This is a genomic window from Micromonospora citrea, from assembly GCF_900090315.1.
In the GTDB taxonomy this organism is placed as follows: Bacteria; Actinomycetota; Actinomycetes; order Mycobacteriales; family Micromonosporaceae; genus Micromonospora; species Micromonospora citrea.
Genome location: NZ_FMHZ01000002.1, coordinates 4,392,163 through 4,418,397 on the forward strand (window position 1 = coordinate 4,392,163; position 26,235 = coordinate 4,418,397).

21 protein-coding genes and 1 pseudogene are annotated in these 26,235 nt (G+C 72.8%); 14 read left to right on the forward strand and 8 right to left on the reverse strand.

Translation table 11 applies throughout. From position 1 onward, the window contains the following. Window positions 1-10 precede the first annotated feature (10 nt). Complete coding sequence (gene guaA, locus GA0070606_RS20225; protein WP_091102858.1) at window positions 11-1,567, forward strand: glutamine-hydrolyzing GMP synthase; 1,557 nt, start codon at window positions 11-13, stop codon at window positions 1,565-1,567. Window positions 1,568-1,574: 7 nt separating this feature from the next. On the opposite strand, the gene GA0070606_RS20230 is transcribed toward guaA, so the two are convergent. After that, the gene (locus GA0070606_RS20230) at window positions 1,575-1,877 is read right to left on the reverse strand and encodes a PspC domain-containing protein (protein ID WP_091102861.1); all 303 of its coding nucleotides are present in this window, start codon (window positions 1,875-1,877) and stop codon (window positions 1,575-1,577) included. A gap of 144 nt (window positions 1,878-2,021) precedes the next feature. On the opposite strand from GA0070606_RS20230, the gene GA0070606_RS20235 reads away from it, so the two are divergent. The 3 genes from GA0070606_RS20235 (at window position 2,022) to GA0070606_RS20245 (ending at window position 5,494) form a co-directional block, all read left to right on the forward strand. After that, complete coding sequence (locus GA0070606_RS20235) at window positions 2,022-2,969, forward strand: NUDIX hydrolase (protein ID WP_091102864.1); 948 nt, start codon at window positions 2,022-2,024, stop codon at window positions 2,967-2,969. 117 nt (window positions 2,970-3,086) lie between these two features. Beyond that, on the forward strand, window positions 3,087-4,001 hold the full coding sequence (locus GA0070606_RS20240) for an NUDIX hydrolase (protein WP_091107934.1): 915 nt from the start codon (window positions 3,087-3,089) through the stop codon (window positions 3,999-4,001). Window positions 4,002-4,576: 575 nt separating this feature from the next. Continuing rightward, window positions 4,577-5,494, forward strand: a complete 918-nt coding sequence (locus GA0070606_RS20245; protein ID WP_091102868.1) for a CDP-alcohol phosphatidyltransferase family protein — start codon at window positions 4,577-4,579, stop codon at window positions 5,492-5,494. 59 nt (window positions 5,495-5,553) lie between these two features. Here the strand turns inward: GA0070606_RS20245 and GA0070606_RS20250 are convergent, their stop codons facing one another. The 3 genes and pseudogenes from GA0070606_RS20250 to GA0070606_RS20260 form a co-directional block, all read right to left on the reverse strand. After that, window positions 5,554-6,807, reverse strand: coding sequence for a phosphatidylserine decarboxylase (locus GA0070606_RS20250; RefSeq protein ID WP_091102870.1), 1,254 nt, complete (start codon window positions 6,805-6,807; stop codon window positions 5,554-5,556). 765 nt (window positions 6,808-7,572) lie between these two features. Continuing rightward, window positions 7,573-7,815, reverse strand: a pseudogene (locus GA0070606_RS34040) (hypothetical protein); the annotation flags it as partial. Then, a complete protein-coding gene (locus tag GA0070606_RS20260; RefSeq protein WP_091102879.1) occupies window positions 7,812-9,449 on the reverse strand; it encodes a PspC domain-containing protein in 1,638 nt (545 codons plus the stop codon). The pseudogene GA0070606_RS34040 and the gene GA0070606_RS20260, both read right to left, overlap by 4 nt. Window positions 9,450-9,621: 172 nt before the next feature. On the opposite strand from GA0070606_RS20260, the gene GA0070606_RS20265 reads away from it, so the two are divergent. From GA0070606_RS20265 to GA0070606_RS20275, 3 genes are all read left to right on the forward strand, one after another. Next, window positions 9,622-10,887 carry an ATP-binding protein gene (locus tag GA0070606_RS20265; protein WP_091107936.1) on the forward strand — a complete coding sequence of 422 codons (1,266 nt, stop codon included), beginning with the start codon at window positions 9,622-9,624 and terminating at the stop codon, window positions 10,885-10,887. Then, window positions 10,887-11,573 (forward strand): response regulator, encoded by a 687-nt coding sequence (locus GA0070606_RS20270; RefSeq protein ID WP_091107938.1) that lies wholly within the window; start codon window positions 10,887-10,889, stop codon window positions 11,571-11,573. Before GA0070606_RS20265 ends, GA0070606_RS20270 begins: the two co-directional genes overlap by 1 nt. Window positions 11,574-11,763: 190 nt before the next feature. Continuing rightward, the gene (locus GA0070606_RS20275; protein ID WP_091102884.1) at window positions 11,764-12,924 is read left to right on the forward strand and encodes a thioester domain-containing protein; all 1,161 of its coding nucleotides are present in this window, start codon (window positions 11,764-11,766) and stop codon (window positions 12,922-12,924) included. A gap of 237 nt (window positions 12,925-13,161) precedes the next feature. Here the strand turns inward: GA0070606_RS20275 and GA0070606_RS20280 are convergent, their stop codons facing one another. Next, window positions 13,162-13,896 (reverse strand): PIG-L deacetylase family protein, encoded by a 735-nt coding sequence (locus tag GA0070606_RS20280; RefSeq protein WP_091102888.1) that lies wholly within the window; start codon window positions 13,894-13,896, stop codon window positions 13,162-13,164. A 430-nt stretch (window positions 13,897-14,326) separates the two neighbouring features. Between GA0070606_RS20280 and GA0070606_RS20285 the strand changes: the two genes are divergently transcribed. The 5 genes from GA0070606_RS20285 (at window position 14,327) to GA0070606_RS20305 (ending at window position 20,142) form a co-directional block, all read left to right on the forward strand. Continuing rightward, window positions 14,327-15,964, forward strand: coding sequence for a peptide ABC transporter substrate-binding protein (locus tag GA0070606_RS20285; protein ID WP_091102891.1), 1,638 nt, complete (start codon window positions 14,327-14,329; stop codon window positions 15,962-15,964). A gap of 146 nt (window positions 15,965-16,110) precedes the next feature. After that, a complete protein-coding gene (locus tag GA0070606_RS20290) occupies window positions 16,111-17,037 on the forward strand; it encodes an ABC transporter permease (protein WP_091102895.1) in 927 nt (308 codons plus the stop codon). A 72-nt stretch (window positions 17,038-17,109) separates the two neighbouring features. Then, window positions 17,110-18,087, forward strand: a complete 978-nt coding sequence (locus GA0070606_RS20295) for an ABC transporter permease (protein ID WP_091102899.1) — start codon at window positions 17,110-17,112, stop codon at window positions 18,085-18,087. Window positions 18,088-18,113: 26 nt separating this feature from the next. Beyond that, window positions 18,114-19,136, forward strand: coding sequence for an ABC transporter ATP-binding protein (locus tag GA0070606_RS20300; RefSeq protein WP_091102903.1), 1,023 nt, complete (start codon window positions 18,114-18,116; stop codon window positions 19,134-19,136). Beyond that, complete coding sequence (locus GA0070606_RS20305) at window positions 19,129-20,142, forward strand: ABC transporter ATP-binding protein (protein ID WP_091102907.1); 1,014 nt, start codon at window positions 19,129-19,131, stop codon at window positions 20,140-20,142. The genes GA0070606_RS20300 and GA0070606_RS20305 overlap by 8 nt, the downstream gene beginning before the upstream one ends. A gap of 123 nt (window positions 20,143-20,265) precedes the next feature. On the opposite strand, the gene GA0070606_RS20310 is transcribed toward GA0070606_RS20305, so the two are convergent. After that, complete coding sequence (locus tag GA0070606_RS20310) at window positions 20,266-20,649, reverse strand: chorismate mutase (RefSeq protein ID WP_091102911.1); 384 nt, start codon at window positions 20,647-20,649, stop codon at window positions 20,266-20,268. Between the two features lie 321 nt (window positions 20,650-20,970). Here GA0070606_RS20310 and pcrA point away from each other — a divergent pair, with 321 nt between their 5' ends. Continuing rightward, window positions 20,971-23,376, forward strand: a complete 2,406-nt coding sequence (pcrA, locus tag GA0070606_RS20315; RefSeq protein WP_091102914.1) for a DNA helicase PcrA — start codon at window positions 20,971-20,973, stop codon at window positions 23,374-23,376. Between the two features lie 152 nt (window positions 23,377-23,528). Here pcrA and GA0070606_RS20320 read toward each other — a convergent pair whose 3' ends face one another. Then, entirely contained in the window at window positions 23,529-24,290 is a 762-nt protein-coding gene (locus tag GA0070606_RS20320; protein WP_091102918.1) for a M23 family metallopeptidase, read from the reverse strand. A 274-nt stretch (window positions 24,291-24,564) separates the two neighbouring features. Further along, window positions 24,565-25,284, reverse strand: coding sequence for a M23 family metallopeptidase (locus GA0070606_RS20325; RefSeq protein WP_091102921.1), 720 nt, complete (start codon window positions 25,282-25,284; stop codon window positions 24,565-24,567). Window positions 25,285-25,726: 442 nt separating this feature from the next. Here GA0070606_RS20325 and icmB point away from each other — a divergent pair, with 442 nt between their 5' ends. Next, window positions 25,727-26,131 carry a coenzyme B12-dependent isobutyryl CoA mutase small subunit gene (gene icmB, locus GA0070606_RS20330; RefSeq protein WP_091102925.1) on the forward strand — a complete coding sequence of 135 codons (405 nt, stop codon included), beginning with the start codon at window positions 25,727-25,729 and terminating at the stop codon, window positions 26,129-26,131. The last annotated feature ends 104 nt before the right edge of the window (window positions 26,132-26,235 follow it).

Consider the following 26,235-nt stretch of genomic DNA (forward strand, 5'->3'; position numbering starts at 1 on the left):
ATTTCCTGCCATGAGCACGCCTCGCCCCGTCCTCGTGGTGGACTTCGGAGCCCAGTACGCCCAGCTCATCGCGCGCCGGGTGCGCGAGGCCAACGTCTACTCGGAGATCGTGCCGCACTCGATGCCGGTCGCCGAGATGCTGGCGAAGGACCCGGCCGCGATCATCCTCTCCGGCGGCCCGTCCAGCGTCTACGCGCCGGGCGCCCCGCAGATCGACGCCGGCATGTTCGACTCCGGGGTGCCGGTCTTCGGCATCTGCTACGGCTTCCAGGCGATGGCCCAGGCGCTCGGCGGCACGGTGGCGCGCACCGGCAACCGCGAGTACGGCGGCACCCCGCTGCGCCCCCGCCTTCTCGACCCCGGCGTGCTGCTCCGCGACCTGCCGGCCGACCTGCCGGTCTGGATGAGCCACGGCGACTGCGTGACCGAGGCCCCGGAGGGCTTCACGGTGACCGCCGAGTCGGCGGGCGCGCCGGTCGCCGCCTTCGAGGACCTGGCCGGCCGGCGGGCCGGCGTGCAGTTCCACCCGGAGGTCGGGCACACCGCGCACGGCCAGGAGATGCTGCGCCGCTTCCTCTACGACATCGCCGGCATCGAGCCGACCTGGACGCCCGAGAACATCATCGACGAGCAGGTCGCCCGGATCCGCGAGCAGGTCGGCGACAAGGAGGTCATCTGCGGCCTGAGCGGCGGGGTCGACTCGGCCGTCGCCGCCGCGCTGGTGCACAGGGCGGTCGGCGACCAGCTCACCTGCGTCTTCGTCGACCACGGCCTGCTGCGTGCCGGCGAGGCCGAGCAGGTGGAGAAGGACTACGTCGCCGCCACCGGCATCAGGCTCAAGGTGGTCGACGCGCAGGAGCGGTTCCTGGGCGCGCTGGCCGGGGTGACCGACCCGGAGCAGAAGCGGAAGATCATCGGTCGCGAGTTCATCCGGGTCTTCGAGGCCGCCGCGCGGGAGATCGCCGCCCACGGCGACGTCGAGTTCCTGGTGCAGGGCACCCTCTACCCGGACGTGGTCGAGTCCGGCGGCGGCACCGGCACCGCCAACATCAAGAGCCACCACAACGTCGGCGGCCTGCCGGAGGACCTGAAGTTCGCCCTGGTCGAGCCGCTGCGCACGCTGTTCAAGGACGAGGTCCGCACGCTCGGCCTCCAGCTCGGCCTGCCCGAGGCGATGGTCTGGCGGCACCCGTTCCCGGGCCCCGGGCTGGCCATCCGGATCATCGGCGCGGTCGACCGGGGGCGGCTCGACCTGCTTCGTCAGGCCGACCTCATCGCCCGGGAGGAGCTCACCGCCGCAGGCCTGGACCGGGGCGTCTGGCAGTTCCCGGTGGTGCTCCTGGCCGACGTGCGCAGCGTCGGGGTGCAGGGCGACGGCCGCAGCTACGGGCACCCCGTGGTGCTGCGGCCGGTCTCCAGCGAGGACGCGATGACCGCCGACTGGTCGCGGCTGCCCTACGAGGTGATCGCCCGGATCTCCACCCGGATCACCAACGAGGTCGCCGAGGTCAACCGGGTGGTGCTGGACGTGACGAGCAAGCCGCCGGGCACCATCGAGTGGGAGTGACCGGCCCTCACGCCGCCGGCGGGTAGACCGGCGGCGTGGGCTGCGCCACCGTCGGCTGCGCGGCCGGCGCCGGGTGCGGCCAGGCCGGGGCGTCCGCCGGCTCCTCGGGCATCAGGAACCACATGATCGGGTACGCGAGCAGCGCGAGCCCGCCCGTGAGCAGGCCGGTGACCGCGAAGACCACCCGGACGAGCGTCGGGTCGACGGCGAAGTAGCGGCCGAGACCGCTGGCCACCCCGGCGACCATGCGGTCGGTGACCGGGCGGCGGAGCTGCTTGTACGGGGGCTGGGAAGGGGCGGTGTGAGTCATGCCTCCACCATCCGCGCCGGCGACCCGGCCGGCCTCGGTGACCGCCCGGAGCCTTACCCTGACCTGCCCCTGAGCCGCGAGTCTAGAGTCAGGAATCTGACTCTTTTCGATGCAGGTAACCCGGGCCGGGGAGAATTTGGCCCCGTGACCACCATGCTGGAGCCGCTCCGCAGGATCGCGGCATACGCAGTTTGTGCAGATTCAGTCGGCCGAGTGTTGCTGGTCCGCGCATCGGAGCGCTCCGGCACCCCCGGCACGTGGTCGCTGCCCGGCGGGGCGGTCGATCACGGTGAGGACCCGCACCACACCGTCGTCCGCGAGACGGCCGCCGAGACCGGCCTCTCCGTCACCGTCGACGGCCTGCACGACGTGCTGGCCGACATGCGGGCGCTGCCCGACCGGGGCATCACCATCCACACCGACCGCCTCGTCTACCACGTCTCCGTCCGGGGCGGGACGCTCACCGACCGCGTCGACCGGCCGACCGACCTGGCCCGCTGGTTCACCCCCGAGGAGGCCCGGGAGCTGCCGCTGCGGTCGTTCACGGCGCGCGCCCTCGGGCTGCCCGCCTCGTCCGCCGACATCGTCCCGGACGAGCCGCCGGAGTTCCCCTCGTTCTACGCCGTGCCCGGCCCCGACGGGCTGCACCGGGCCCAGCGCTTCGCCGCGTACGCGGTGGTGACCGACCCGGACGGGCGGGTGCTGCTCACCCGGGTCTCCGACGGCTACCCGGGGGCGGGCTGCTGGCACCTTCCGGGCGGCGGCACCGACTACGGCGAGCAGCCGGGGGCGGCCCTCATCCGCGAACTCGTCGAGGAGACCGGGCAGACCGGCCGCCTCGTCGAGCTGCTCGGCGTGGCCAGCCACCGGGACGCGGCGTCCCTGGGCCCGGAGGGCTACCCGATCGACTGGCACGGCGTCCGCGCCTTCTACCGGGTCGTGGTCGACAAGCCCGCCCCGCCCACCGTCGCCGACGTCGGCGGCTCCACCTGCGAGGCCCGCTGGTTCGCCCGGGACGAGCTGGGCGCCCTCCCCACCGACCGCCTGACCGAGGTGACGGCGGAGGCCGTCCAGGCCGCCCGCCTGGCCTGACCCCCACCCCACCCCGCCCTGCGTGGTCATGAGCTCGACCGGGCGGCACGCCGGACCGGCTGCCGCTAACCTCATGATCGACGTGAGCGGGTCGGCGCGGGCGGGGGAGTGCGGCGGGTGGAGCGACGGCGGCGGGTCGGGGCGTACGGGGTGTGTCGGGGCTCGGGCGGGCGGGTGCTGCTGGCCCGGGGCTCGGCCTCGTGCCCGTACCCGGGGGTCTGGCGGCTGCCCGGCGGCGGGCTGGAGCACGCGGAGGATCCGGCGCACGCCGTGGTCCGCGAGTTCGCCGAGGAGACCGGCCTCGCCGTCGAGGCGACCGGCCTGCGGGCCGTGCTGGCCGACGTGGCCACGTTCCGTGACTCCGGCGTGGCGGTGCACACCGACCGCCTCGTCTTCGACGTGACCGTGGGCGGTGGCGAGGCGCGTCCGGAGCCGTCCGGCGGCAGCGACGAGGCGGCTTGGTTCACCCCCGACGAGGCGGCGGCGGTGCCGCTGATGCCGTTCACCGCCGAGCTGCTCGGAATTCCCGTCGCGCCCCTGCCGGCGGGCCTGCCCCGGTCGCTGCCCCCGGAGCAGGCCGGCCCGCCCCACCCCGACCGGCGTCAGCGCTTCGGTGCGTACGGCCTGGTGACCGACCCGGCCGGGCGGGTGCTGCTCACCATGATCGCCGACGGCTATCCAGGCGCCGGCCGGTGGCACCTTCCCGGCGGGGGCACCGACCACGGCGAGCAGCCGGTGGCCGCGCTGCTGCGCGAGCTGGTCGAGGAGTCCGGCCAGCTCGGTCGGGTGGTCGAGCTGGTCGGCGTCGACAACCTGCACAACCCGGCCGCCCTGGGCCCGGAAGGGCGCCCGCTGGACTGGCACGGCATCCGGGTGGTCTACCGGGTGGCGGTCGACGCGCCGACCGAGCCGCGGGTGACCGAGCTGGCCGGCGGCTCCACCGCCCGGGCCGACTGGTTCACCCCCGAGCGCCTCGCCGGCCTGCCGCTCACGGAGATCGCCGCCCTGGCGCTGGACCGCCCGCTTCGCTGACCGTCCGCCTCGCTGACCGGCCGTCCCGCTGGACCGGCCGTCCCGCTGGACCGGCCGTCCCGCTGGACCGGCCGTCCCGCTGGACCGGCCGTCCCGCTGACCGCCCGCCTCGCTGACCGGCCGTCCCGCTGGACCGGCCGTCCCGCTGACCGCCCGCCTCGCTGACCGGCCGTCCCGGAAGCGCCCGACGCGTCGGCGGCGGCGGTCCGTAACCGGGCATCGGGGCAGCCGCCGCCCGCTCGCCGAGCCGGTGGCGGAGGCGTCCGGTACATTCGATGTGGGGTTGGTGGAGGAAACGGGCGATGGAGCCCGGGATGGGAATAAGAGAGCGGTTCGCGCGGTTTCAGGAGATATAAGTACCGCCGGCAGCTATCGCCAATCCCCACCCCCCTATGCGATGGTGTACTCCGCAAAACGGCTGCCGGGCCAGGAAGGTCCGGCACGAGACAGCCGGACACCCGCCTTTCGTGGCGGCCAGCCGATCCGGTGATGGAGGAAACGTGCCGAGAGCCCCATGGCGCCGGCGTCGTACCACTGACAGTCCGCGTCCCGCAGGGCGTCGCTGGGCGGGCCCGTTGCGCCGCAGCAGCACGCTCGCCCGGCAGGTGCTGCTGGTCCGGGTGGGTCGCCGCGACGACGACCTGCGCGGCGCCGGCGACCTGTCGCTGCCCGAGCACCGCTACGCCGACCGGCCGCGTCGCCGTTACGGTCCGAGCCGGTTCCAGCGCGCCGAGGTCGAGGCGATCGTCCCGGTCAGCCCCGCCCTCGCGCCCGCGACCCCCGTCGACGAGCCGGCCATGTCGATCCCGCTGCTCCCCGGCGAGCGGACGGTCGCCCGCCGGATGAAGTTCGCGGTGGTCAACGCGTGCACCCTGAGCAGCCTGATGCTCGGCATGCTGGCGATCTTCCTGGCCATGCAGGGCGAGGTGCGGGTCGCCGCGCTCTGCCTGATCGCCTGCGTCGTCTTCGACGGTCTCGACGGCGCGCTCGCCCGCAAGTTCGGCGTGGCCAGCCCCTTCGGCGCGCAGATGGACTCGCTGGCCGACATGTGCTCGTTCGGGCTGGCCGCACCCGTGGTGGTCTACGCCTCGCTGGCCGGTTCGGTCTCCACCCCGGCGGCGGCGGTGGCGTGTGCCCTCGTGGCGGCCTGCGCGGCCATCCGGCTCGCCCGGTTCAACGTCTCGCCGAAGGACGGCCGGTTCTTCTGCGGCGTGCCCACCACGATGGCCGCCGCCGTCCTGGCCCTCACCGTGGCCATCGGGCTGCCGGTGCCGGGCACGGTCCAGGTGGCCGGCGTGGCGCTGCTCGCCTTCGCCATGGTCTCCAGCTTCCCGTACGCGAAGCTGGCCCGCCTGGTCAAGCTGCCGCCGTGGCTGTGGCTGGCCCCGGTGATCGGCGCGCTGATCGACATCCGGCTCACCTTCGCCCTGATCGTGGTCGGCTACCTGATCAGCGGCCCGGTGCTCTGGCTCCGCCAGCGCCGCACCGCCTGACCCACGTACGCGAAGAAGGGGCGCCGCGCGATCGCGCGGCGCCCCTTCTTCGCCTGTGCTCAGCGCCAGCGGGCGATGACCGTCGAGCCCCCGACCACCTTGTCGCCGGGCCCGACCAGCGGCTCGGCGGCGTCGGCCGGCAGGTAGACGTCGGTGCGCGAGCCGAACCGGATCAGGCCGAACCGCTCGCCCCGGGCCAGCAGCGCGCCGATCGGCGCCCGCTGCACGATCCGCCGCGCGATCAGGCCGGTGCGTTGCGCCACGACCACCGTGCCGTGCGCGGTGTCCAGCACCGTGTACGCGGCCACGTTGTGCTCCGCCGCCGGCTTCATCGCGTTGGCGAAGCCGCCGTCGGCGACGAAGTAGTCGATCACCTTGCCGGCCACCGGAGCGCGGTTGACGTGCACGTCCAGCACCGACAGGAACACCGCGATCCGCAGCCACTCGCCCTCGCCGAAGCGCTCGTCGTGCAGTCGCTGCACCGACAGCACCTGGCCGTCGGCCGCGGCGACCACTGCCGACGGGTCCTCCGGCACGTCCCGCTCCGGGTCCCGGAAGAAGGCCGCGACCGGGGCGGCGGCCACGGCGGGGAGCAGCCAGAGCTTCGACTTCGGCCGGGCCAGCCGGGCCAGCGCGGCCAGGCCGAGCGTGATGCCGGCGGCGGCCACCCCGTTGGAGTCGATGTGCATGCCGCGGGTCAGCGGCACGCTCGACGGGCGGTGCGCCGGGGCCAGCCGGGCCGCCGAGGCGGCGTCGGCCGGGGTGAAGCGGAGCCGGTACACCCGCAGCGGCGGGGTGTTGCGCAGCACCAGGTCGGCGCCGACGCCGTACAGCGCGCCCTGCCGGTCCAGTTCCGTGGCCGCGCCCGCGGTACGCCCCGGCGTGGCGGTCGTCGCCACGCTGAGCACCGCGCCGTCGGTGAGGTGCTTCGCCAGGCCCTCGACGGCGCTCCGGGTCTCGTCGGCCGTGCCCGTGAAGGGCTCCCCGACGATCACCACCGCGGCGGGCTCGGCCTCGGCGAGCGTGTCGACCACGCGGACCCGGTCGGCGACCCAGCGGCCCTGGGCGGTTACGTGCTCACGCAGCGCCCCGGGGCCGGTCGCCCCGGCGGGCACCAGCGTGAGGGTGTCGCCGGGCAGCAGGGCGTCGATCGCCGCGGCCAGGACCGCTGACTCCGGCGCCGCTCCGACCAGCAGGGCGGCCTTCGGGTCGTTCATCCGGGCGAGCTCGGTGACGAGGGTACGGGCGGCGCGCTCGCCGATGCGGACCGGACCGGACCGGCCGGCGGCGCGCACGGCGGGGGACTGCGTCATGTCGGACGGGCTCCTGACGGGGTAGAGACGGGAAGCGCGGCGGGACCGCCACGGCGGCGCGGTCCGGCCGGCTCGGCGGCCGGGTCGGCGCGGGCCGGCCGGCGGAGGCGGGATCTCCACGGCCAGCATAGGCGGCTGCGGACGCGGGCCGCACCGCTGTGGTCAGCCGCGCGGCCGCTCCTCGTCGGCCGACGGCCCGCCCGTCGGCCGGGGACGGTCGTCCTCCTCGGCGGGCCGGTCCTCGACCGCGTCGGCGCGGACGTCGGTGACGGCGTCGGTCGGCCGCTCGTCGGCCTCCTCCTCCGCCGACGGCCCGCCCGAGACCGGCGTGGCCCCCGACTCCGGCCGTCCGCCCGAAACCGGCGCGGAGGCCTGCGACTCCGGCCGTCCGCCCGAGACCGGCGCGGAGACGTCCCACTCGGCACGTTCGCCCGACACCGGTGCGCCGGCCTCCCAGCCGGGTCGCCCGCCCGAGACCGGTGCGGCGGCGTCCCACTCGGGTCGCCCGCCCGAGACCGGTGCGGCGGCGTCCCACTCGGGTCGCCCGCCCGAGACCGGCGCGGAGACGTCCCACTCGGACCGTCCGCCCCACTCGGCCGGCTGGCCCCAGTCGGACCGCCGGCCCCACTCGGCGGGGCCCGGGTCGGGCCGTCCGGCCTCCCGGGTCGTCGGGTCGTCGGCCGGGGTCGCGCGGTCGAGGTCCCACCGGGTCGGATCGACGTCGGCGGGATCGGCCGCAGCCCCGGACGCCCCCGGGGCCGGCGGGGCGGAGGCGGGGCCGGCGCCGTCCGGCGCGGTGGCCGTGCCCTGCCCGGTCGCGGCGTTCCGGCCGGAGCGCAGCGCGCCCATCAGGCCCAGGAGGCCGATCACGATAAGCGCGCCGGCCAGGAACCAGCCGACCGGTGGCAGGGCGAGCCCGAGCAGTTGGGCGAGCAGCCACCAGGCGGCGATCCCCACGAAGATCAGCCCGAAGGCGAAGGACACGATGTCGGTGCGGTGGGCCTTCACCGGGTCACCTCCAGGTTGCCGGCGTTCACGTGGACGTAGAGGCGCAGCGTGCCGCCGCCGGCGCCGTCCGCGCCCAGGTCGGTCGTCTCCCGCAGCGGGCCGTCCAGCCCGCCGGAGCGCTTGCCGAAGACGAGCGCGTCGCCGGCGTTGACGTCGACCACCGTGGTCACGTCGACGCCCGGCGGCACCACCACGGTGCACTCGCCGAAGTTGACGGCGACGGTGATCTCGGTGCTCTTCTTGTCGAAGTCGACCGCCCGGAGGTCGAGGATCGCGTCACCGAAGCTGTTCTCGTACCGGACGGCGAGGTCGCGGTGGTCGGTCGGGGCCCAGGTCACGTTGCCGTCGACGCCCCGGATCCGGTCGTAGGACTCGGTCACGGTGGCGACCGTGAGCGCGGCGGCGGCCACCAGGCCGAGCGCGATGAGCCAGCGGGCCCGCCCGAACCAGGTGCCGACCAGCAGCCCGAGACCGACGGTGGCCAGCGTGGCCGCGAAGTACGCCGACGCGCGGACGTCGAAGACGTCGAGCAGGTCGAGGATCGTGACCACGCCCAGGGCCAGGAAGATCAGCGAGAAGGTCACCGCGCCGAGCGGGGAACGCTCGCGGGGCCGCTTCGGCGGCTTCACCCGAGGCTTGGGCGGTGGCGGCGGGGCCGCCGTCTGTCCGGCGTACGGGCCGTGCGGGGCGAACGGGGGCCGGTAGCCCGGCGGCCGGGGCGCGGGATGGCCCGGGGCCGGTGCGCCCGACGTCGCGGTGGGCCAGCCGGCCGTCGGCGGGGCGGGTGGCCAGCCGGCCGTCGGCGGGGCGGGCGGCCAGCCGGCGGTCGGCGTACCCCCGGAGAGGGGTGCGGGCGCCGGCGGGCTCCAGGCGGGCAGCTCGGCGGTCGGCTCGGCCGGCTGGCCGGCGACCGGGACGCCGTCCTCCCGCGCGGCCGGCGGCGCGGCCGGGACCGGTGCCCCGCCGGGGGCCACGGCGACGCTCGGCGGGGCCGGGTACGCGGCCGGGGCGGGATAGCTGACCGGCGGCACCGGGCCGGGCGGGGCGGACGGTGCGGCGCCCGACGCGGGCTGGGCACCCCGGTTTTCCCGGTTGAGCATGAGCGCCCCACCGATCAGGATCGTGGCGCCGAGCAGCACCGCGCGGAACGGGTCGGTGACGATGTAGCCGAAGCTGACCGCGACCAGGATGCTGAGCACGATCACGGTCACCGGGGACATGCTGGACCGGCCCCGGCCGAGCATCGACTCCACCGGGGAGGCGGTGTCCCCCTCACCGGGGATGATCAGCCAGGCGGTGACGTAGACCAGGATGCCGATGCCGCCGAAGAAGCCGAGCACCGCCAGCAGCACCCGCCAGAGCACCGGGTCGGTGTTGGTGGCCCGGCCGATGGCCGCGCACACGCCGGCCAGGTAGCGGCCCTCGCGCGGGCGGACCAGCCCGTACCGCGAGGTGAAGCTGACGCCCCCGGGCGGCGGCTGTGGCCCGGCGCCCGGCGGCGTCGCACCGGCCGCGTCGGGCGCGGCCACCGGCGGCGGGGTGCCGAACCCGGCGGTCGCGGGCCAGTCCGCGGGCGGCGGTCCACCCGGCTGTGCCGCCCCGGGACGCGGCGGCTGGGCAGCTTCCTCGGTCATGCCCTCGATCCTGCTGCCCCGACCGCCCGGACGACCTCAGGACCCGACCCTGACGCCACCCTGAGATCCGGGCGGCCGGAATGTCGGGGGCGTCCCCGTGGCCGCGCGGCGGCGCACCGTGTGACGATCGAACCGGCGCCGGCAGCGGACGGTCGCCCGCCCCGTGCCCGTCGTGACCAGGGAGCCTCCGATCGACGCCGTGACCCAGCCACCCCGCCTCTACCGCGCCCCCGAGCACCGGATGGCCGCCGGGGTGGCCGCCGGCATCGCCGACCACCTCGGCATCTCGGTGCTCCGGGTGCGGGTCGCCTTCATGGTGCTGCTCGGGCTGAGCGGCTTCGGCCTGCTGCTGTACGCGGCCTTCTGGGCGGTCGTGCCGCTGCGTCCCGGCGACATCACGGTGCCACCCCGCCGGGAAGTCGGCCAGTTGCTGCCGTTCGTGGTGATCGGCCTCGGCGTGCTGCTGGTGCAGGTGATGCTCTTCGACTCGGTGGGCGCGGCCGGCACCGCCGGCTGGCTCGTCGCGATCATCGCGGTCGGCGCCGGCGTGATCTGGCACCAGTCGGCCCCCGAGCGGCGACGGCAGTGGGGCGACTCCATGCCGGTGCCCTGGCTGGGCGCGGTCGTGGAGGAGAGCGACCGGCGCGCCTTCGTGCTCCGGTTCATCGGCGGCGGCGTGCTGGTCGCCGTCGGCATCATCGGCGTCGCCGCGGTCTACTCCCCGGCACAGAACTTCGACGCGGTGCTCAACGGCGTGATCTTCGCCCTGGTCGGGCTGGCCGGCGTCGGCGTGGTGGCCGCGCCGGTGCTTTGGCGGACGTACAACCAGCTCCGCTCGGAGCGCGAGGGGCGCATCCGCGAGCAGGAGCGGGCCGAACTGGCCGCCATGGTGCACGACCAGGTGCTGCACACGCTGGCTCTGATCCAGCGCAACGCGACCGACGTCAAGACCGTCCAGCGGCTCGCCCGGGGGCAGGAACGCTCCCTGCGCAACTGGCTCTACAAGCCGACCGGCTCGCCGACCGAGCGCTTCGCCGCCGCCCTCGAGCAGGCCGCCGCCGAGGTCGAGGACACCTTCGCCATCACCGTCGAGACTGTCGTGGTCGGCGACCGGGAGACCGACGAGCGGGTCGGGGCGCTGGTCGCGGCCGCGCGCGAGGCGCTGGTGAACGCCGCCCGGCACGCCGGGGTGCAGACGGTCTCGCTGTACGCCGAGGTCGAGCCGGATCAGGTCAGCGTCTTCGTCCGCGACCGGGGGAAGGGCTTCGACCCGGATACGGTGGAGGATCACCGGCACGGGGTCCGGGGCTCGATCGTCGGGCGGATGAAGCGGCACGGCGGCCGGGCGGAGATCCGCTCCGGGCCGGGGGAGGGGACCGAGGTCCGGTTGATCCTGCCGATCTCCCGGGACTCGTCCACGGCGGAAAGGGACAAGTGATGACCGAGCAGTCGATGGAACCGGTCGAGGGAGCGGGTGCCGGCGCGGAGCGGCTGCGGGTCTTCCTCGTCGACGACCACGCCATGTTCCGCGCGGGGGTCCGCGCCGAGCTGGGCGCGCACGTCGAGGTGGTGGGGGAGGCGAGCACGGTCGCCGAGGCGATCACCCGGATCGCCGCCACCCTGCCCGACGTGGTGCTGCTCGACGTGCACATGCCCGACGGCGGTGGCCGCGCGGTGCTGGAGGGGATGCGACGCACCCACCCGCAGGTCAAGTTCCTGGCGCTGAGCGTCTCGGACGCGGCGGAGGACGTGATCGGGCTGATCCGGGCCGGCGCGCGGGGCTACGTCACCAAGACCATCTCCCCGGACGAGCTGGCCGCCGCGATCCGCCGGGTGGCCGACGGCGACGCCGTGTTCAGCCCACGGTTGGCGGGGTTCGTGCTGGACGCGTTCGCGGCCCGTCCCGACGCGCCGGTGGCCGACCCCGAGCTGGACCAGCTCACCAACCGCGAGCGCGAGGTGCTGCGGCTGCTCGCCCGGGGGTACGCGTACAAGGAGATCGCCAAGGAGCTCTACATCTCGATCAAGACGGTCGAGACGCACGTCTCCAACGTGCTCCGCAAGCTTCAGATGTCCAACAGGTACGAATTGTCCCGCTGGGCGGCCGACCGACGCCTCGTCTGATCAAATTCTCTTCCCCATCATTTCGGGACGAGAGCGACGAATGTGGCACACAGGGGCTGACAAACTCTCAATTCCCGTCCCATAATGCCCCGTCGCGTTCTCGCGCGCGGGTGGTGCGAAATCCCGCGGGAACGGCGACTCCGCTCCGACTCCGTCGCGGGTCACCCCTGGGGAGAGGTACACGAATCTGATGTTCGGACAACGAGGACGGCGCTGGGCGCAGATCGCCCTGGCGACCGTCGCCGGTGGCGCGCTGGCGCTCGGTTTCGCCGCGCCGGCCGCCGCAGCCGATGCGACCGGCGTGGCCAAGTCGGTCGAGGGCAGCAGCGTCAAGCTGATGCTCAACGGCAAGCCGAAGAGCGTCAGCGCGCTGGCGCTGGAGATCGACGGGAAGCTCGTCCCGACCTTCTGCATCGACTACCGCACCAACGTCGCCATCAACGGGAAGTACAAGGAGGGCACCTGGGACGAGTCCCAGGTGAAGAACCTCGGCAAGGTGCAGTGGGTGCTCACCCACGGCTACCCGAACGCCGACCCGGCGAAGCTCCTGGCCGCCGCCGGCGCCACCATGCCGGCGAAGGCCGACGCCAAGAAGCTGCTCTACTTCGGCACCCAGACCGCCATCTGGCGCTTCAGCGACGACGTCACCCTCGGTGACTGGGTCGCCGACAAGGGCCTGCTCGGCAAGCAGCAGTACGACGTGGTCAAGCGGGTCCACGACTACCTCGTCGCCAACGCCACCGACCAGCCGGAGCCGAAGGCCGAGCTGAGCGTCGACCCGGCGAGCGCCAAGGCCACGGTCGGCGAGAAGGCCGGCCCGTTCACGGTCAAGGGCCCGGCGGGCGAGATCGCCCTCAAGGTCAGCGGCGGCACGGCGGTCGACGCCGAGGGCAAGCCGGTCACCACGACCACCAACGGTGGGCAGTTCTGGCTCGTCGCGGACGGTGCCGGCGAGGTGAAGGCCACCCTCTCCGCCGAGGGCTCGGTCTCCTTCGGCCGCGTCTTCCTCTTCACCGGTGACCGTCCCGCGCAGAAGCTGATCCTCGGCGGCAGCACGGGCGAGACCGTGACCGCCAAGGCCGAGGCCATCTTCACCGCCGCCCCGACCGAGTCCCCGTCGCCGAGTGCTCCGGCGGAGTCCCCGTCGCCCAGCGCCCCGGCGGAGTCCCCGTCGCCCAGCGCCCCGGCGGAGAGCCCGGCCCCGTCGACCTCGCCCGCCAGTAGCGGTGGCGACCTGCCGCTGACCGGCTCCCCGATCGCCGCCGCCATCGCGGCCGGCGTGGCGCTGCTGGCCGCCGGCGCGGTCGCCGTGCTGGTGGTGCGTCGCCGCCGGCTGCGCTTCACCGCCTGACCGGCATCCGCTCCACGGCTCCGGCCCCGGCACCCGTTCCACGCGGTGCCGGGGCCGGACCCGTCCGCGTCGGCAGTTCGCCCGACCCCGCCTGTTGTCGCCCACGGCGGCCCGGTCCTGCCGGCTGCCGCATGGGCGGCCCGGCCCTTCGGCGCCGCCCGCGGCAGCCCAGCCCCTTCGGCGCCGCCCGCGGCGGTCCGGTCGGCCGCCGTCGGACGGCGGCGGACGGCGGCGGCGTCATCCGGTACGCAGCACCGTGAACGCCTCGGCCAGCCGGCCGGCGGGCAGCCCGGCCGCGTCCGCCGCCGCGGTCAGCTGGTCCCGCACCCAGGTCTCCACGTCCATCCGCGCGGTCTGCGAGCGGTGTGCCCGCATCGCGGCGACCTTGCGCGCGTACTGCCCGGTGACGTCGACGGTGTGGTCCGGCGCGGGGCCGCCGGCGTACCAGACCTCCCGGACCACCCACGGCCCGAGCCCTCCGGCCAGCAGCTCGGGGTGGGCGCACGGGTTGCGCGCGTCCGGGTAGACCGCGCAGGTGGCCGCCTCGCCGACGGCGAGGTGGTCGGGGTGGCCCGGCCCGGTGAGATGCTCCCAGCGGCGCAGCGGCGAGCTGGTCAGCACCCGGTCGGGCCGGTGCCGGCGGATCGCCGCGGTGATGTCCCGGCGCAGGTCGGGCGTCGGGGCGAGGGCGCCGTCGCCGTACCCGTCGAGGAACTCCACCTGCCGGACGCCGACCGCGGCGGCCGCGGCCCGCTGCTCCTCCTCCCGCAGCCGGCTCGGCGGCTCGCGTGCGGCGTCGTCGCAGCCGCCGGCCTCGCCCCGCGTGACGAGCAGGTACGCGACGTCGACACCCTCCTCCACCCAGGCGGCTATTGTGCCCGCACAGCCGAAGTCGATATCGTCCGGATGGGCAAAAACCGCAAGTGCCCGGGCGACGTCGGAGAGCGCGGGGGCAGAGGCGGGGAAGCTCACAAACGCCGAGCCTACGCCGGGTGCGGCCCGTGTCGATGAGTGTTTTTCCTGCTCATGGCGGTGCGGGTCCGACGTTTCATGATCTTTTCTCAAGTATCGGCAACGTGGCGACCAACTAACGGCTTGATAACGGCACCTTCACGGAACCGGCCGCTGAGTGTCACAGTGGCAGCACCTCGCCCCTCGTGTGAGGCACTCCGTACGGCCCGACGACCACGGCCGCCGTTCTGTGAACGGTGCTCCGTGGTGGTCTCGCGTGCGCGGTGCCGATCCCGGCGGGCGGGGCGGCCCGGCGAATCGGTGCAACCCCTTGTCCCGATCTCACTGCGGTAAGACCGGTGTCCCGCGCTGCGGAGCCGCCGGACGTGTCACCCCCATGCGTGCGTGAAACCCACGACGGAACCAGGTCAGAAAGAGGAGGCCCCTCGGAATGAGAGTCTCGAAGCGGGCAGGCAGCGCGGTCGCGCTGGGCGCGGCGTTCGCGCTCGTCGCGACCGGTTGCTCGAGCAGCGACGGTGGCGACGCCGGCGCGAGCGCCGACGGCGCGATCACCATCGACGGCACGCAGCCGGAGGTCGGCCTGGTCCCGTCGAACACCACCGAGACCGGTGGTGGGGCAGTCATCGACTGGCTCTGGACCGGTCTGGTCGAGTACCCGAACGACGGCAGCGCCCCGCGCAACGCGGTCGCCGAGTCGATCGAGACGACCGACTCGAAGGTCTACACGATCAAGATCAAGAAGGACACGAAGTTCCACGACGGCACCGCCGTCAAGGCCAAGAACTTCGTGGACGCCTGGAACTGGGGCGCCTACTCCAAGAACGGCGCGCAGAACGGCAGCTTCTTCGCCGACATCCAGGGCTTCGCCGACGTCCACACCGAGGACCCGGACGGCGCCGAGGGCCCGAAGAAGGCCCCGGAGCCCAAGACCGACAAGATGTCCGGCCTGAAGGTCATCGACGACTGGACCTTCGAGGTCACCCTGGCCGCGCCGACCGCCGTGTTCCCGACCAAGCTCGGCTACAGCACCTTCATGCCGCTGCCGGACACGTTCTTCACCCAGGGCGCCGAGGCCTTCGGCAAGAAGCCGATCGGCAACGGCCCGGTCAAGTTCGTGTCGTGGGAAGACGACGTCCAGATCAAGCTGACGCGCTTCGACGACTACACGTTGACCGACAAGATGAAGGTCAAGGACGTCAACATCAAGCTCTACCAGGACGACACGGCGGCGTACAACGACCTGCTCGCCGGCAACCTGGACTTCATGCAGCAGGTGCCGGTCTCCTCGCTCGCGGGCGACAAGTGGAAGCAGGACCTGGGCGATCGGGCGATCCAGACCACTATCCCGTCGACCGGCATCATCGCCTTCCCGATCTACGACAAGCGCTTCCAGAACGCCGACCTGCGCCGAGCGATCTCGCTGTCGATCAACCGCCAGGAGATCAGCGACAAGATCTTCTTCGGTGCCCGCAAGCCGGCCGACAGCTGGGCCAACCCGCTGACCCCGGGCGCCAAGCCGGGCAACTGCACCGCCTGCCAGTTCAACCCCGACGAGGCCAAGAAGCTCCTGGAGCAGGCCGGCGGCTTCACCGGTGAGCTGGTCCTGTACTACAACGCCGACGCCAGCCACAAGGAGTGGATGGAGGCCGTCGCGCAGCAGATCAAGACCAACCTGGGCATCAACGCCCGCGCCGAGGGCATGCCGACCTTCGCGGTGTTCCGCCAGGCGATCAACGCCCACAAGATGAAGGGCATGTACCGCGCCGGCTGGCAGCAGGACTACCCGGACGTGGAGAACTGGGTCAACCCGCTCTACGTGACCGGTGGTTCCTCCAACGACGGTCTGTACAGCAACCCGCAGGTCGACGCCCTGGCCAAGGAGGCCAGCGCCGCGCCGAGCCTGGAGGCGTCGCACGCCAAGTTCGCCGAGGCTGTCGCCCTCATCGACAAGGACGTCCCGACGGTTCCGGTCTACTTCAGCGGCCAGCAGTCCGGCCACTCGGAGAAGATCAAGAAGCTCGAGGTGTCCAACGTCGGCGAACTCGACCTCACCTCGGTCGAGCTCTGATCCGAACGGTATGACCCCGGGTCGGGCTCACCTACAGGTGAGCCCGACCCGGGCCGTTCCGTGAGGGAGTGTCACCACAGTCCCTCGCCACGTCCGTCATCCCCGTGTCGGCCGTCCGACGCGCCCCCTGTCTGGAGGACCATCCCATGGGCCGTTATCTGTTGAGACGGCTGCTCCAACTCATCCCGGTCTTCATCGGAACGACGTTCCTGATCTACTGGCTGGTCTGGTCGGTGCCCGGCGACCCGTTCGCCGGCAAGTGCGGCGAACGCCCCTGCCCGGACAGCTACGTCAACTTGATGACCGAGAAGTTCAAGCTGGATCAGTCGATCTGGGTGCAGTACGGGAACTACATGCAGAACCTGTTCCGGGGCGACTTCGGGCAGACGTTCGGCGGCCGGGAGATCGGCGACATCATCGCCACGTCGTACCCGAACACCCTGAAGCTGGCCCTGGTCGCCCTCGCCATCGAGGCGCTCATCGGCCTCACCGCGGGTGTGCTGACCGGCCTGCGCCGTAACGGCTTCCTGGACAACCTGGTCCTGGTCTCCAGCCTCTTCCTGATCGCACTGCCGATCTTCGTCATCGGCTTCGTGATGCAGTGGGTGCTCGGCGTGCAGTGGGGGATCATCAAGCCCACCGTCTCCAGCGAGATGCGCATCTCCGAGCTGATCGTTCCCGGCTTCGTGCTCGGTAGCGCCTCCATGGCGTACATCGCCCGCGTGGCCCGGACGAGCATCGCGGAGAACCGTCGTGCCGACTACGTTCGCACCGCGATCGCCAAGGGCCTGCCGATGCGCCGGGTGGTCGGGGTGCACCTGCTGCGCAACTCGCTCATCCCGGTCGTGACGCTGCTCGGCACCGACCTCGGGGCCCTGATGGGCGGCGCGATCGTCACCGAGGGCATCTTCCAGGTCAACGGGATCGGCCGCCAGGTCTTCCGCGCGATCACCACCAAGGAGAGCGCCACCGTTGTCTCCATCGTGGTGGTCCTGGTGCTCGTCTACCTGGTGATGAACCTGTTGGTCGACCTGCTCTACGCCGCCCTGGACCCGAGGATCCGCTATGAGTGAGCGCAGCGAACGAATCGTCATTGCAGCGTCCGCGGGCACCCGTGCCCGCGCAGAGCGGAGCGAGGTACGGGCATGAGCGACCCGAGTGCCGCGTCGATCGTCACCACACCGCCCGCCCAGCAGCCGACCGAGCTCGGCGCCCCCACCAACGCGGGGCTGCCCGAGAACGCCCGCAAGGAGAAGCCGCGCGGCCTGCTCGGCGACGCCTGGATCATCCTGCGCCGCAAGCCGCTGTTCTGGATCTCCGCGGCGTTCATCGCCGTCTTCCTGCTGATGACCGCCTTCCCGTCGCTGTTCAGCTCCGGCGACCCGGAGACCGGCGATCTGAGCCGGAGCCTGGTCGGCCCGTCGTCGGACGCCTGGTTCGGCTACGACTTCCAGGGCCGCGACGTCTACGCCCGGGTGATCTACGGTGCCCGCGCGTCGATCGTGGTCTCCGTCCTCTCCGTGCTCGGCGTGCTGTTCATCGGCGGCGCGATGGGCATCATCGCGGGCTACCGCGGTGGCTGGGTGGACGCCCTGCTCTCCCGGATCGCCGACGTCTTCTTCGGCCTGCCGTTCGTGCTGGGCGCCATCGTCATCCTGACCACCTTCAACGGGTCGGGCACGAGCAACAGCAAGGCCGAGATCATGGGCCTGGTGAGCATCTCGCTGATCGTGCTGGGCTGGCCGGTCGTGATGCGGCTGATGCGCTCCTCGGTGCTGGCCACCAAGGAGGCGGACTACATCGTCGCCGCCCGTGCGCTGGGTGCCGGCACCGGCCGGATCATCCTCAAGCACCTGCTGCCGAACTGCCTCGCGCCGCTGCTGGTCTACGGGACGATCCTCGTCGGCTCCTTCATCGGCGCCGAGGCGACGCTGTCGTTCCTGGGCGTCGGCCTGAAGAGCCCGGTGGTCTCCTGGGGCATCATGGTCAACGAGGCGCAGGCCCTCATCCGGGTCGCGCCGTACCTGCTCTTCTTCCCGGCAGCCTTCCTCGTCACCGCCGTGCTGAGCTTCGTGATGCTCGGTGAGACGGTCCGCGAGGCCCTCGATCCGAAACTCCGCTAGGGGCGATTCAGTTGTCCGACATTCTCGTGTCCGAGCAGTCCGCAGCGGGTACCTCCGGTCGCCCCTCCGGTCGGCTGCTCGAGGTCGAAGACCTTCGAGTGGAGTTCCGCACCCGGGACGGCGTCGCGAAGGTCATCAACGGGGTCACGTACCACGTCGACGCGGGGGAGACCCTCGCCGTGCTCGGCGAGTCCGGCTCCGGTAAGAGCGTCACCGCCCAGACCATCATGGGCATCCTCGACACGCCGCCCGGCTTCGTCACCGGCGGTGAGGTCCGCTTCCACGGCAAGGACATGCTCAGCATGTCCTTCGAGGAGCGGCGCCGCATCCGCGGCGAGGGCATTGCCATGATCTTCCAGGACGCGCTCTCGGCGCTCAACCCGGTTTTCACCGTCGGGTTCCAGATCGCCGAGCAGTACCGGGTGCGGCGCGGGATGAGCCGCGCCGACGCGAAGAAGCGCGCGATCGAGATGCTCGACCAGGTCAAGATCCCGAACGCCAAGGGCCGGTTCAACAGCTATCCGCACCAGTTCTCCGGCGGCATGCGGCAGCGCGCGATGATCGCGATGTCGCTGGCGCTGGACCCGGAGGTGCTGATCGCCGACGAGCCGACCACGGCGCTGGACGTGACGGTGCAGGCCCAGATCATGGACCTGCTCGCCGAGCTGCAGCGCGAGCGGCAGATGGGCATGATCCTGATCACCCACGACCTCGGCGTGGTCGCCGACGTCGCGGACCGGATCGCGGTCATGTACGCGGGCCGGATCGTCGAGGAAGCCAACGTGTACGACCTGTACGCCAAGCCGGCGCACCCGTACACCATCGGCCTGATCAACTCGATCCCCCGGCTCGACGAGAAGGGGCAGGAGCTCCGGACCATCAAGGGCCTCCCGCCGAACCTGATGAACATCCCGCCGGGCTGCCCCTTCAACCCGCGCTGCCCCATGGCGCAGCCGGTCTGCCGGGAGAAGGTCCCGCCGCTGCTGCAGGTGGGTGCCGGTCGGGCCAGCGCCTGCCACTTCGCCGAGGAGCTGGTGAACCGTGACTGAGAACATCCTCGAGGTGCGTGACCTGGTCAAGCACTACCCGGTGACCCGGGGCGTGGTGTTCAAGAAGACCATCGGCCACGTCAAGGCGGTGGACGGGGTCTCCTTCGACCTCAAGGCCGGCGAGACCCTGGGCGTGGTCGGCGAGTCCGGCTGCGGCAAGTCCACCCTGGCCCGGGTCCTGATGAACCTGGAGCGGCCGACCTCCGGCAGCGTCCTCTACAAGGGCCAGGACATCTCCAAGCTCTCCGGCGGGGCGCTGCGGCGGCTGCGCCGGCAGATCCAGCTGGTGATGCAGGACCCGTACACCTCGCTGAACCCGCGGATGACGGTCGGCGACCTGATCGGCGAGCCGTTCGAGATCCACCCGGAGGTGGCGCCGAAGGGCAGCCGTCGGGGCAGGGTCAAGGAGCTCCTCGACCTCGTCGGCCTCAACCCGGAGCACATCAACCGCTACCCGCACCAGTTCTCCGGCGGTCAGCGCCAGCGCATCGGCATCGCCCGGGCGCTCGCCCTGCGGCCCGAGATCATCATCTGCGACGAGCCGGTGTCGGCGCTGGACGTGTCGATCCAGGCGCAGGTGATGAACCTGCTGGAGAAGCTCCAGGGCGAGTTCGGCCTGTCGTACGTGTTCATCGCCCACGACCTGTCGGTGGTCCGGCACCTGTCGGACCGGGTCGCGGTGATGTACCTCGGCAAGATCGCGGAGATCGGCACCGAGGACGAGATCTACGAGCGGCCGACCCACCCGTACACCCAGGCGCTGCTGTCGGCGGTGCCGGTCCCGGACCCGACCGTCCGGGAGCACAAGGCGATCATCCGCCTCACCGGTGACGTGCCGTCGCCGGTCAGCCCGCCCTCGGGCTGCCGGTTCCGGACCCGCTGCTGGAAGGCGCAGGACGTCTGCGCGGAGCAGGTCCCGCTGCTGGAGATCCGGCCGGGCTCGGACCACCCGAGCGCCTGCCACTTCGCCGAGAAGCGGGAGATCGTGCACACGCACGAGGCGTGACACCCACGGGACCGCCTGCCGACGTCATCGCGACGACGGCAGGCGGTTCCGCCGTTTCCGGGCAGGAACGCGGTACCGGCCCGGCCGTGCGGGGCCGCCCCGCCGGGCCGCCCGGCCCACGTCTCACAGGGGGCCGCGGCCGGCGCGCAGCAGCAGCAGCGCGAGCTGCGTGCCGTCGGCGCCGAGGGCGGCCCGGAAACGCTCCAGGATCTCCCGCTCCCGGGCGAGCACCAGCCGGGTGCCACCGGACGCCATCCGGGTCGCGCCGACCTCCTGCGAGAGACGGGCCCGCTCCTGCCACAGCTCGATCAGCGCCCGGTCGATCTCGTCGATCCGCTCCCGGATCTCCACGATCCGGGCGGCCGCGGTCGGCTCCGCGGTGCCGGTGCGCGCCTCCGGCTTCGCGTCGCCGGCCCGCGCGTCGACCGGGCCGGCCGCCTCCGGGCCGGGCCGGCCCGGTTCGGGCCGGGTCAGGCTGCCGCTGGACTCCACCACGTCTGTCATCATCGGGTACCCCTCGCCGTCAGGTGCCCGGTGCCCGGATCCCGAGACGGAAAAGCCCCGGGCTCCTGGAGCCCGGGGCTTTTCGTAGGTCTGGTGTGCTCAGGCGCGACCTACGGCTGCCGGACTCCCGGTGCCGTAGTAAAAGTAGAAGCGCTCAGCGAACACGTCGTCGAGTATGCCGACCTCGGGGCGGCCGGCGCAAGGATTCGGCCGGACGCGTGCCCGAACGCACGACCCCGGCGCCGGGCGGTCGACGACGGCTCGGTCGCACCCGGGCCCACGCGGCGGGGAAGTGTCCGTCCGGCGGCATAGACTCGCCGTGCGATGCATCCTCTCTTCGACATCCCCGTGTCCCCGCCCGCACCGGCGCCTGCCCCGACCCCGCCGCACCGGCCGGGGGCGGCCGCCCGCCGCCTCGACCCGCAGGCCCTGGTCGAGGGCCTGAACGGGCCGCAGCGCGACGCCGTGATCCACGCCGGCTCGCCGCTGCTGATCGTGGCCGGCGCCGGCTCGGGCAAGACCCGCGTCCTCACCCACCGGATCGCCTACCTGCTGGCCGCCCGGGACGTGCATCCCGGCGAGATCATCGCGATCACCTTCACCAACAAGGCGGCCGGGGAGATGAAGGAGCGCGTCGCCCACCTGGTGGGCCCGCGCGCCCGGCTGATGTGGGTGTCGACGTTCCACTCCGCGTGCGTGCGCATCCTGCGCGCCGAGCACGAGCACGCCGGGCTGAAGTCGACCTTCTCGATCTACGACGCCGACGACTCCCGCCGGCTGATGCAGATGGTCGCCCGCGAGCTCGACCTCGACCCGAAGCGCTACCCGGCGCGAGGGCTGGCCGCCCAGGTCTCCAACCTGAAGAACGAGCTGGTCGACCCGGAGGAGTTCGCCGGCCGGGCCAAGGGCCCCAACGAGCGGGCGCTGGCGGAGGCCTACACGCTCTACCAGCGGCGGCTGCGCGAGGCGCACGCGCTCGACTTCGACGATCTGATCATGACGACGGTGCACCTGTTCCAGTCGCACCCGCACGTCGCGGAGAGCTACCGCCGCCGGTTCCGGCACGTGCTGGTCGACGAATACCAGGACACCAACCACGCCCAGTACGTGCTGATCAAGGAGCTGGTCTCCGGCACCGAGGGGGTCGAGCCGGCGGAGCTGTGCGTCGTCGGCGACGCCGACCAGTCGATCTACGCGTTCCGGGGCGCCACGATCCGCAACATCCTGGAGTTCGAGCGGGACTTCAGCGACGCCCGGACGATCCTGCTGGAGCAGAACTACCGCTCCACCCAGACGATCCTGAACGCGGCCAACGCGGTGATCGACCGGAACACCTCGCGCAAGCCGAAGCGGCTGTGGAGCGAGGCGGGCGCCGGCGAGCAGATCGTCGGCTACGTGGCCGACACCGAGCACGCCGAGGCCGACTGGGTGGCCCGCGAGATCGACCGGCTGGTCGACTCCGGCGACACCCGCCCCGGCGACGTGGCGGTCTTCTACCGCACCAACGCGATGTCCCGCGTCTTCGAGGAGGTGTTCATCCGCGTCGGCCTGCCCTACAAGGTGGTCGGCGGGGTCCGCTTCTACGAGCGCAAGGAGGTCCGCGACGCGCTGGCCTACCTGCGCGCGGTGGTCAACGACGACGACACGGTCAGCCTGCGTCGGATCCTCAACACGCCTCGCCGGGGCATCGGCGACCGCGCCGAGGCGTGCGTGGAGGCGCTGTCCAGCCGGGACCGGATCTCCTTCGGCGCGGCGCTGCGGCGGGCGAAGGACGCCCCGGGCATCTCCACCCGGGCGGCCAACGGCATCGCCGACTTCGTCGCCCTGCTCGACGGCGCCCGCGAGTTGGCCGAGACCGGCACCCCCGAGGAGGTGCTGGAGGCGCTGCTGACCCGCTCGGGCTACCTCACGGAGCTGGAGGAGAGCCTCGACCCGCAGGACGCCGGGCGGGTCGACAACCTCCAGGAGCTGGTCAGCGTCGCCCGGGAGTACACGGAGCGGATCGAGGCGACCGGCGAGGAGGGGGAGCGGGCGACCGTGGCCGGCTTCCTGGAGCAGGTCGCCCTGGTCGCCGACGCCGACCAGCTGCCGACCGACGACCCGGACCACCAGGGCGTGGTCACCCTGATGACGCTGCACACCGCCAAGGGGCTCGAGTTCCCGGTGGTCTTCCTGACCGGCCTGGAGGACGGCGTCTTCCCACACCTGCGCTCGCTCGGCGACACCCGTGAGCTGGAGGAGGAGCGCCGGCTGGCCTACGTGGGCATCACCCGGGCCCGGCAACGGCTCTACCTCTCCCGGGCGGTGACCCGCTCGGCGTGGGGGCAGCCGTCCTACAACCCGCCCTCGCGGTTCCTGGAGGAGTTGCCGCCGGAGCTGGTCCACTGGGAGCGCACCGAGGGGTCGTACACCTCGTGGGCCGGTGGGGGCGGCGGCGTCGGCGGCCGCGCGGACCGCGTGCCCGGCGGGCGCGGCACCTTCAACGGCGGCACGCCCAAGGCCGCGCAGCTGGCGAAGCGGCTCGGCGTCGACGCCAGCCGGCTGACCACGGCGAGCGAGCTGCCGCAGGGGCCGAAGGTGTCCGCCGGGGACCGGGTCAACCACCAGCGCTACGGGCTGGGCCGGGTGCTCGCGGTGGAGGGGCACGGCCCGAGCGCCCGGGCGCAGATCGACTTCGGCGACCAGACCATGTGGCTGGTGCTCCGGCACGCCCCGATCGACAAACTCTGAGCCCCGGTCGGCTTCGTCCCGGGGCCCCGGCGACCGTCCGGCCGGCCCCGGCCCCGGGGCTTCGGGCCAGGGCGGCCCGAACGACGGGTCAAAGACCGGCGCGGCCCGGCCCGGCAGACGCGCCGGGTCGGGCCGTTCGTCGTGCTACGCGGTCAGCAGGCCACGTCGACGCCCCGGGCGCGCAGGAACGGCGCCGGGTCGATCTGGTTCCACATCTGGCCCTGGTGCACCTCGAAGTGCAGGTGCGGGCCGGTGGAGTCGCCGGTGGAGCCCTCCAGGCCGATGGTCTCCCCGGCCCCCACCTTGTCGCCCACGCCCACCTTGGCGGTGCTCAGGTGGGCGTACTGGGTGAGGTAGCCGTTGCCGTGGTCGATGACGACGGAGATGCCGTAGCCGTCGCCGACGTCCCCGGCCTTGGTGACCGTGCCGCCGAAGGCGGCGCGGACGGGGGTGCCGGCGGGCAGCGCGAAGTCGATGCCGGCGTGCAGGGTGCCCCAGCGCGGCCCGTAGCAGGAGGTGATCGCCGCGCCCTTCATCGGGATGACCCAACTCGGCTTCGGCTTGCTGGTCTTCTTCGGCGTGGGCTTGGCGGTGGTGGCCTTCGGGCTGGGCTTCGCCGTCGGGCTGGCCTTCGTGGGGCTCGGTGTCGGGCTGGCGGAGGGGGTGACCGGGGCGGTCGACTCGCGGGCGGACCGGTCGGCGCGGTCGGCGGCCTCGGCGCGGGCCTGCGCGTCGAGGGAGACGGCGGCCGGGGTCGCGGGGTCGTCGTCGCCGGTGGCCGCGAAGGCGGCTCCGCCGAGGCCGAGCCCGGCGAGGGCCGCCGCGGCGATGACCACGCGGGTACGGCTGCCGGCCGACCGCCGGTGCCGGGCCGGGGCGTCGGGGGTGTTCTCGTTCCGGATGTCTTCCTGCACGGCGGACCTTCACTGCGTCGAGGGGGCACTTGACCTCGAAATACTGGTGTCGGCGCCGGCCGGAACGGGTATGGGGCCCGGGTCGGGCGGGCTCGCGGCGGGCGTAGCCGTCCGTTACGTCCCGCCCTGCGGCATTAATTGGGATAACTGATCATGGGCGGCAGTGGCGCCGCTCACAGCTGCGGTTGTGACCCAGCAGACTTTCCTTGATGGCCGGGCAACGAAAAACCGCCCGGATCGACAGATCCGGGCGGTCAACGGTCTATGCGCAGCGTCAGGACGTGGCTACCTCGCTGTAGAATGCCTCGACTTGTAGCTTGATGTCCACTCCGCGCTCCTGGAGCCACGGCACCGGGTCGAGCGGCTCGCCCTTGACATGGACCTCCAGGTGGAGGTGGGAGCCGTAGGAGTGGCCGGTGTTGCCGACCAGGCCGAGCTGGTCGCCCGCCTTGACCTGCTGCCCCTCCTTGACGCTCAGGGCGGAGGAGTGGCCGTAGATCGCCTCGCTGCCGTCGGCGTGCTGGACGATGACCGTGTAGCCGTAGCCGCCGAACCAGCCGGCCTTGGTGACGGTGCCGGCGTGGATGGCGACGTAGGGCGTGCCCTCGGGGGCGACCAGGTCGACGCCGGTGTGCAGCTTGCCCCAGCGCATGCCGTAGGGCGAGTTGAACTCGTAGCCCTGGAGGGGGAGCAGCCACACCTCGCGCTCGGAGGCGGCCTCGGCGCCGGCGGCCCGCGTGCTGTCGCGGGAGGCGCGGTCGGCGGCGTCGGCGCGGGCCGCGGTGTCCTGGCTGAGGGTCGAGGCGGCCTTCAGCTCGTCGAGCACCGACGGGCTGACGCTCTTGGCGTCCGGCAGGGCGCCCGCGCCGATGGCGACGATGCCGGCACCGACGAACGCGGTGGTGACGACGGCCGCGTAGCGGCTACGCGGGGGGGTGGGTACGCGGCGACGGCCGCGATATCTATCGGGCTCAGACGACAGGCGCTGGCGCACGCACACCCTCCGTTGTCGGGGATCCGATGCGGCTTCCCCGACGCCCGTGAAGCTCGGGTGAACGTCGGCTGGCCGCGTCGTCACCCGTCCGTGGACCTGATGACAACCGTGGACACGTTAGCCAACCGCCAGGGGCGTTACAAGCCGAAGCGCCGAATTGCCGCCGCGTTCTGTCCCTTTGCGTCCGTGATTGTCATGGCTCGTACCCCTCGATCGGGGACCCCGTAACTGCCCGTTCGTCGCGCAGCGTGACCGAACGGCGGAGGTGTCCGGCTTGACGGCGGTGATCATCTGCGGCAAGCGTGGCGTCTGCGCCGCCGGGCCTCCCGGCGTCAGGGCGGCCGGTGCGCGGTGAGCTTCGCCGCCCGGATTTCCCGGGCCGGGCGGGGCGGGTTACCGTTCGTTCAGGTGAAGCCGCGGAGCCGGTGAAAGGGATGCGCTGATGAGCTCTCGTGTTCGGGTCGTCGTCGCCAAGCCGGGCCTGGACGGCCACGACCGTGGCGCCAAGGTCGTCGCGCGTGCCCTCCGGGACGCCGGTATGGAGGTCATCTACACCGGCCTGCACCAGACCCCGGAGCAGATCGTGGAGACCGCGATCCAGGAGGACGCCGACGCGGTCGGGCTCTCCGTGCTGTCCGGGGCCCACATGACGCTGTTCCGGCGGGTGGTGGAACTGCTCGGCGAGCGGGACGCCCGCGACATCGTCGTCTTCGGCGGCGGCATCATTCCCGACGCCGACATCCCCGAGCTCCAGAGGCTCGGCGTCGCCAAGATCTTCACGCCGGGGGCCACCACCGCGTCGATCGTGGAGTGGGTGCGGGAGAACGTCGCCCAGCCGGTCGCCTGACCCGCCGTCGTGCCCGGCGGCTGTCCCCGGGCACGGGGGAGGGGCCGGACGCACCCCTCACACGTCCGGCCCCTCTATGCACGATGCCCCGCCGCCACCCCTCG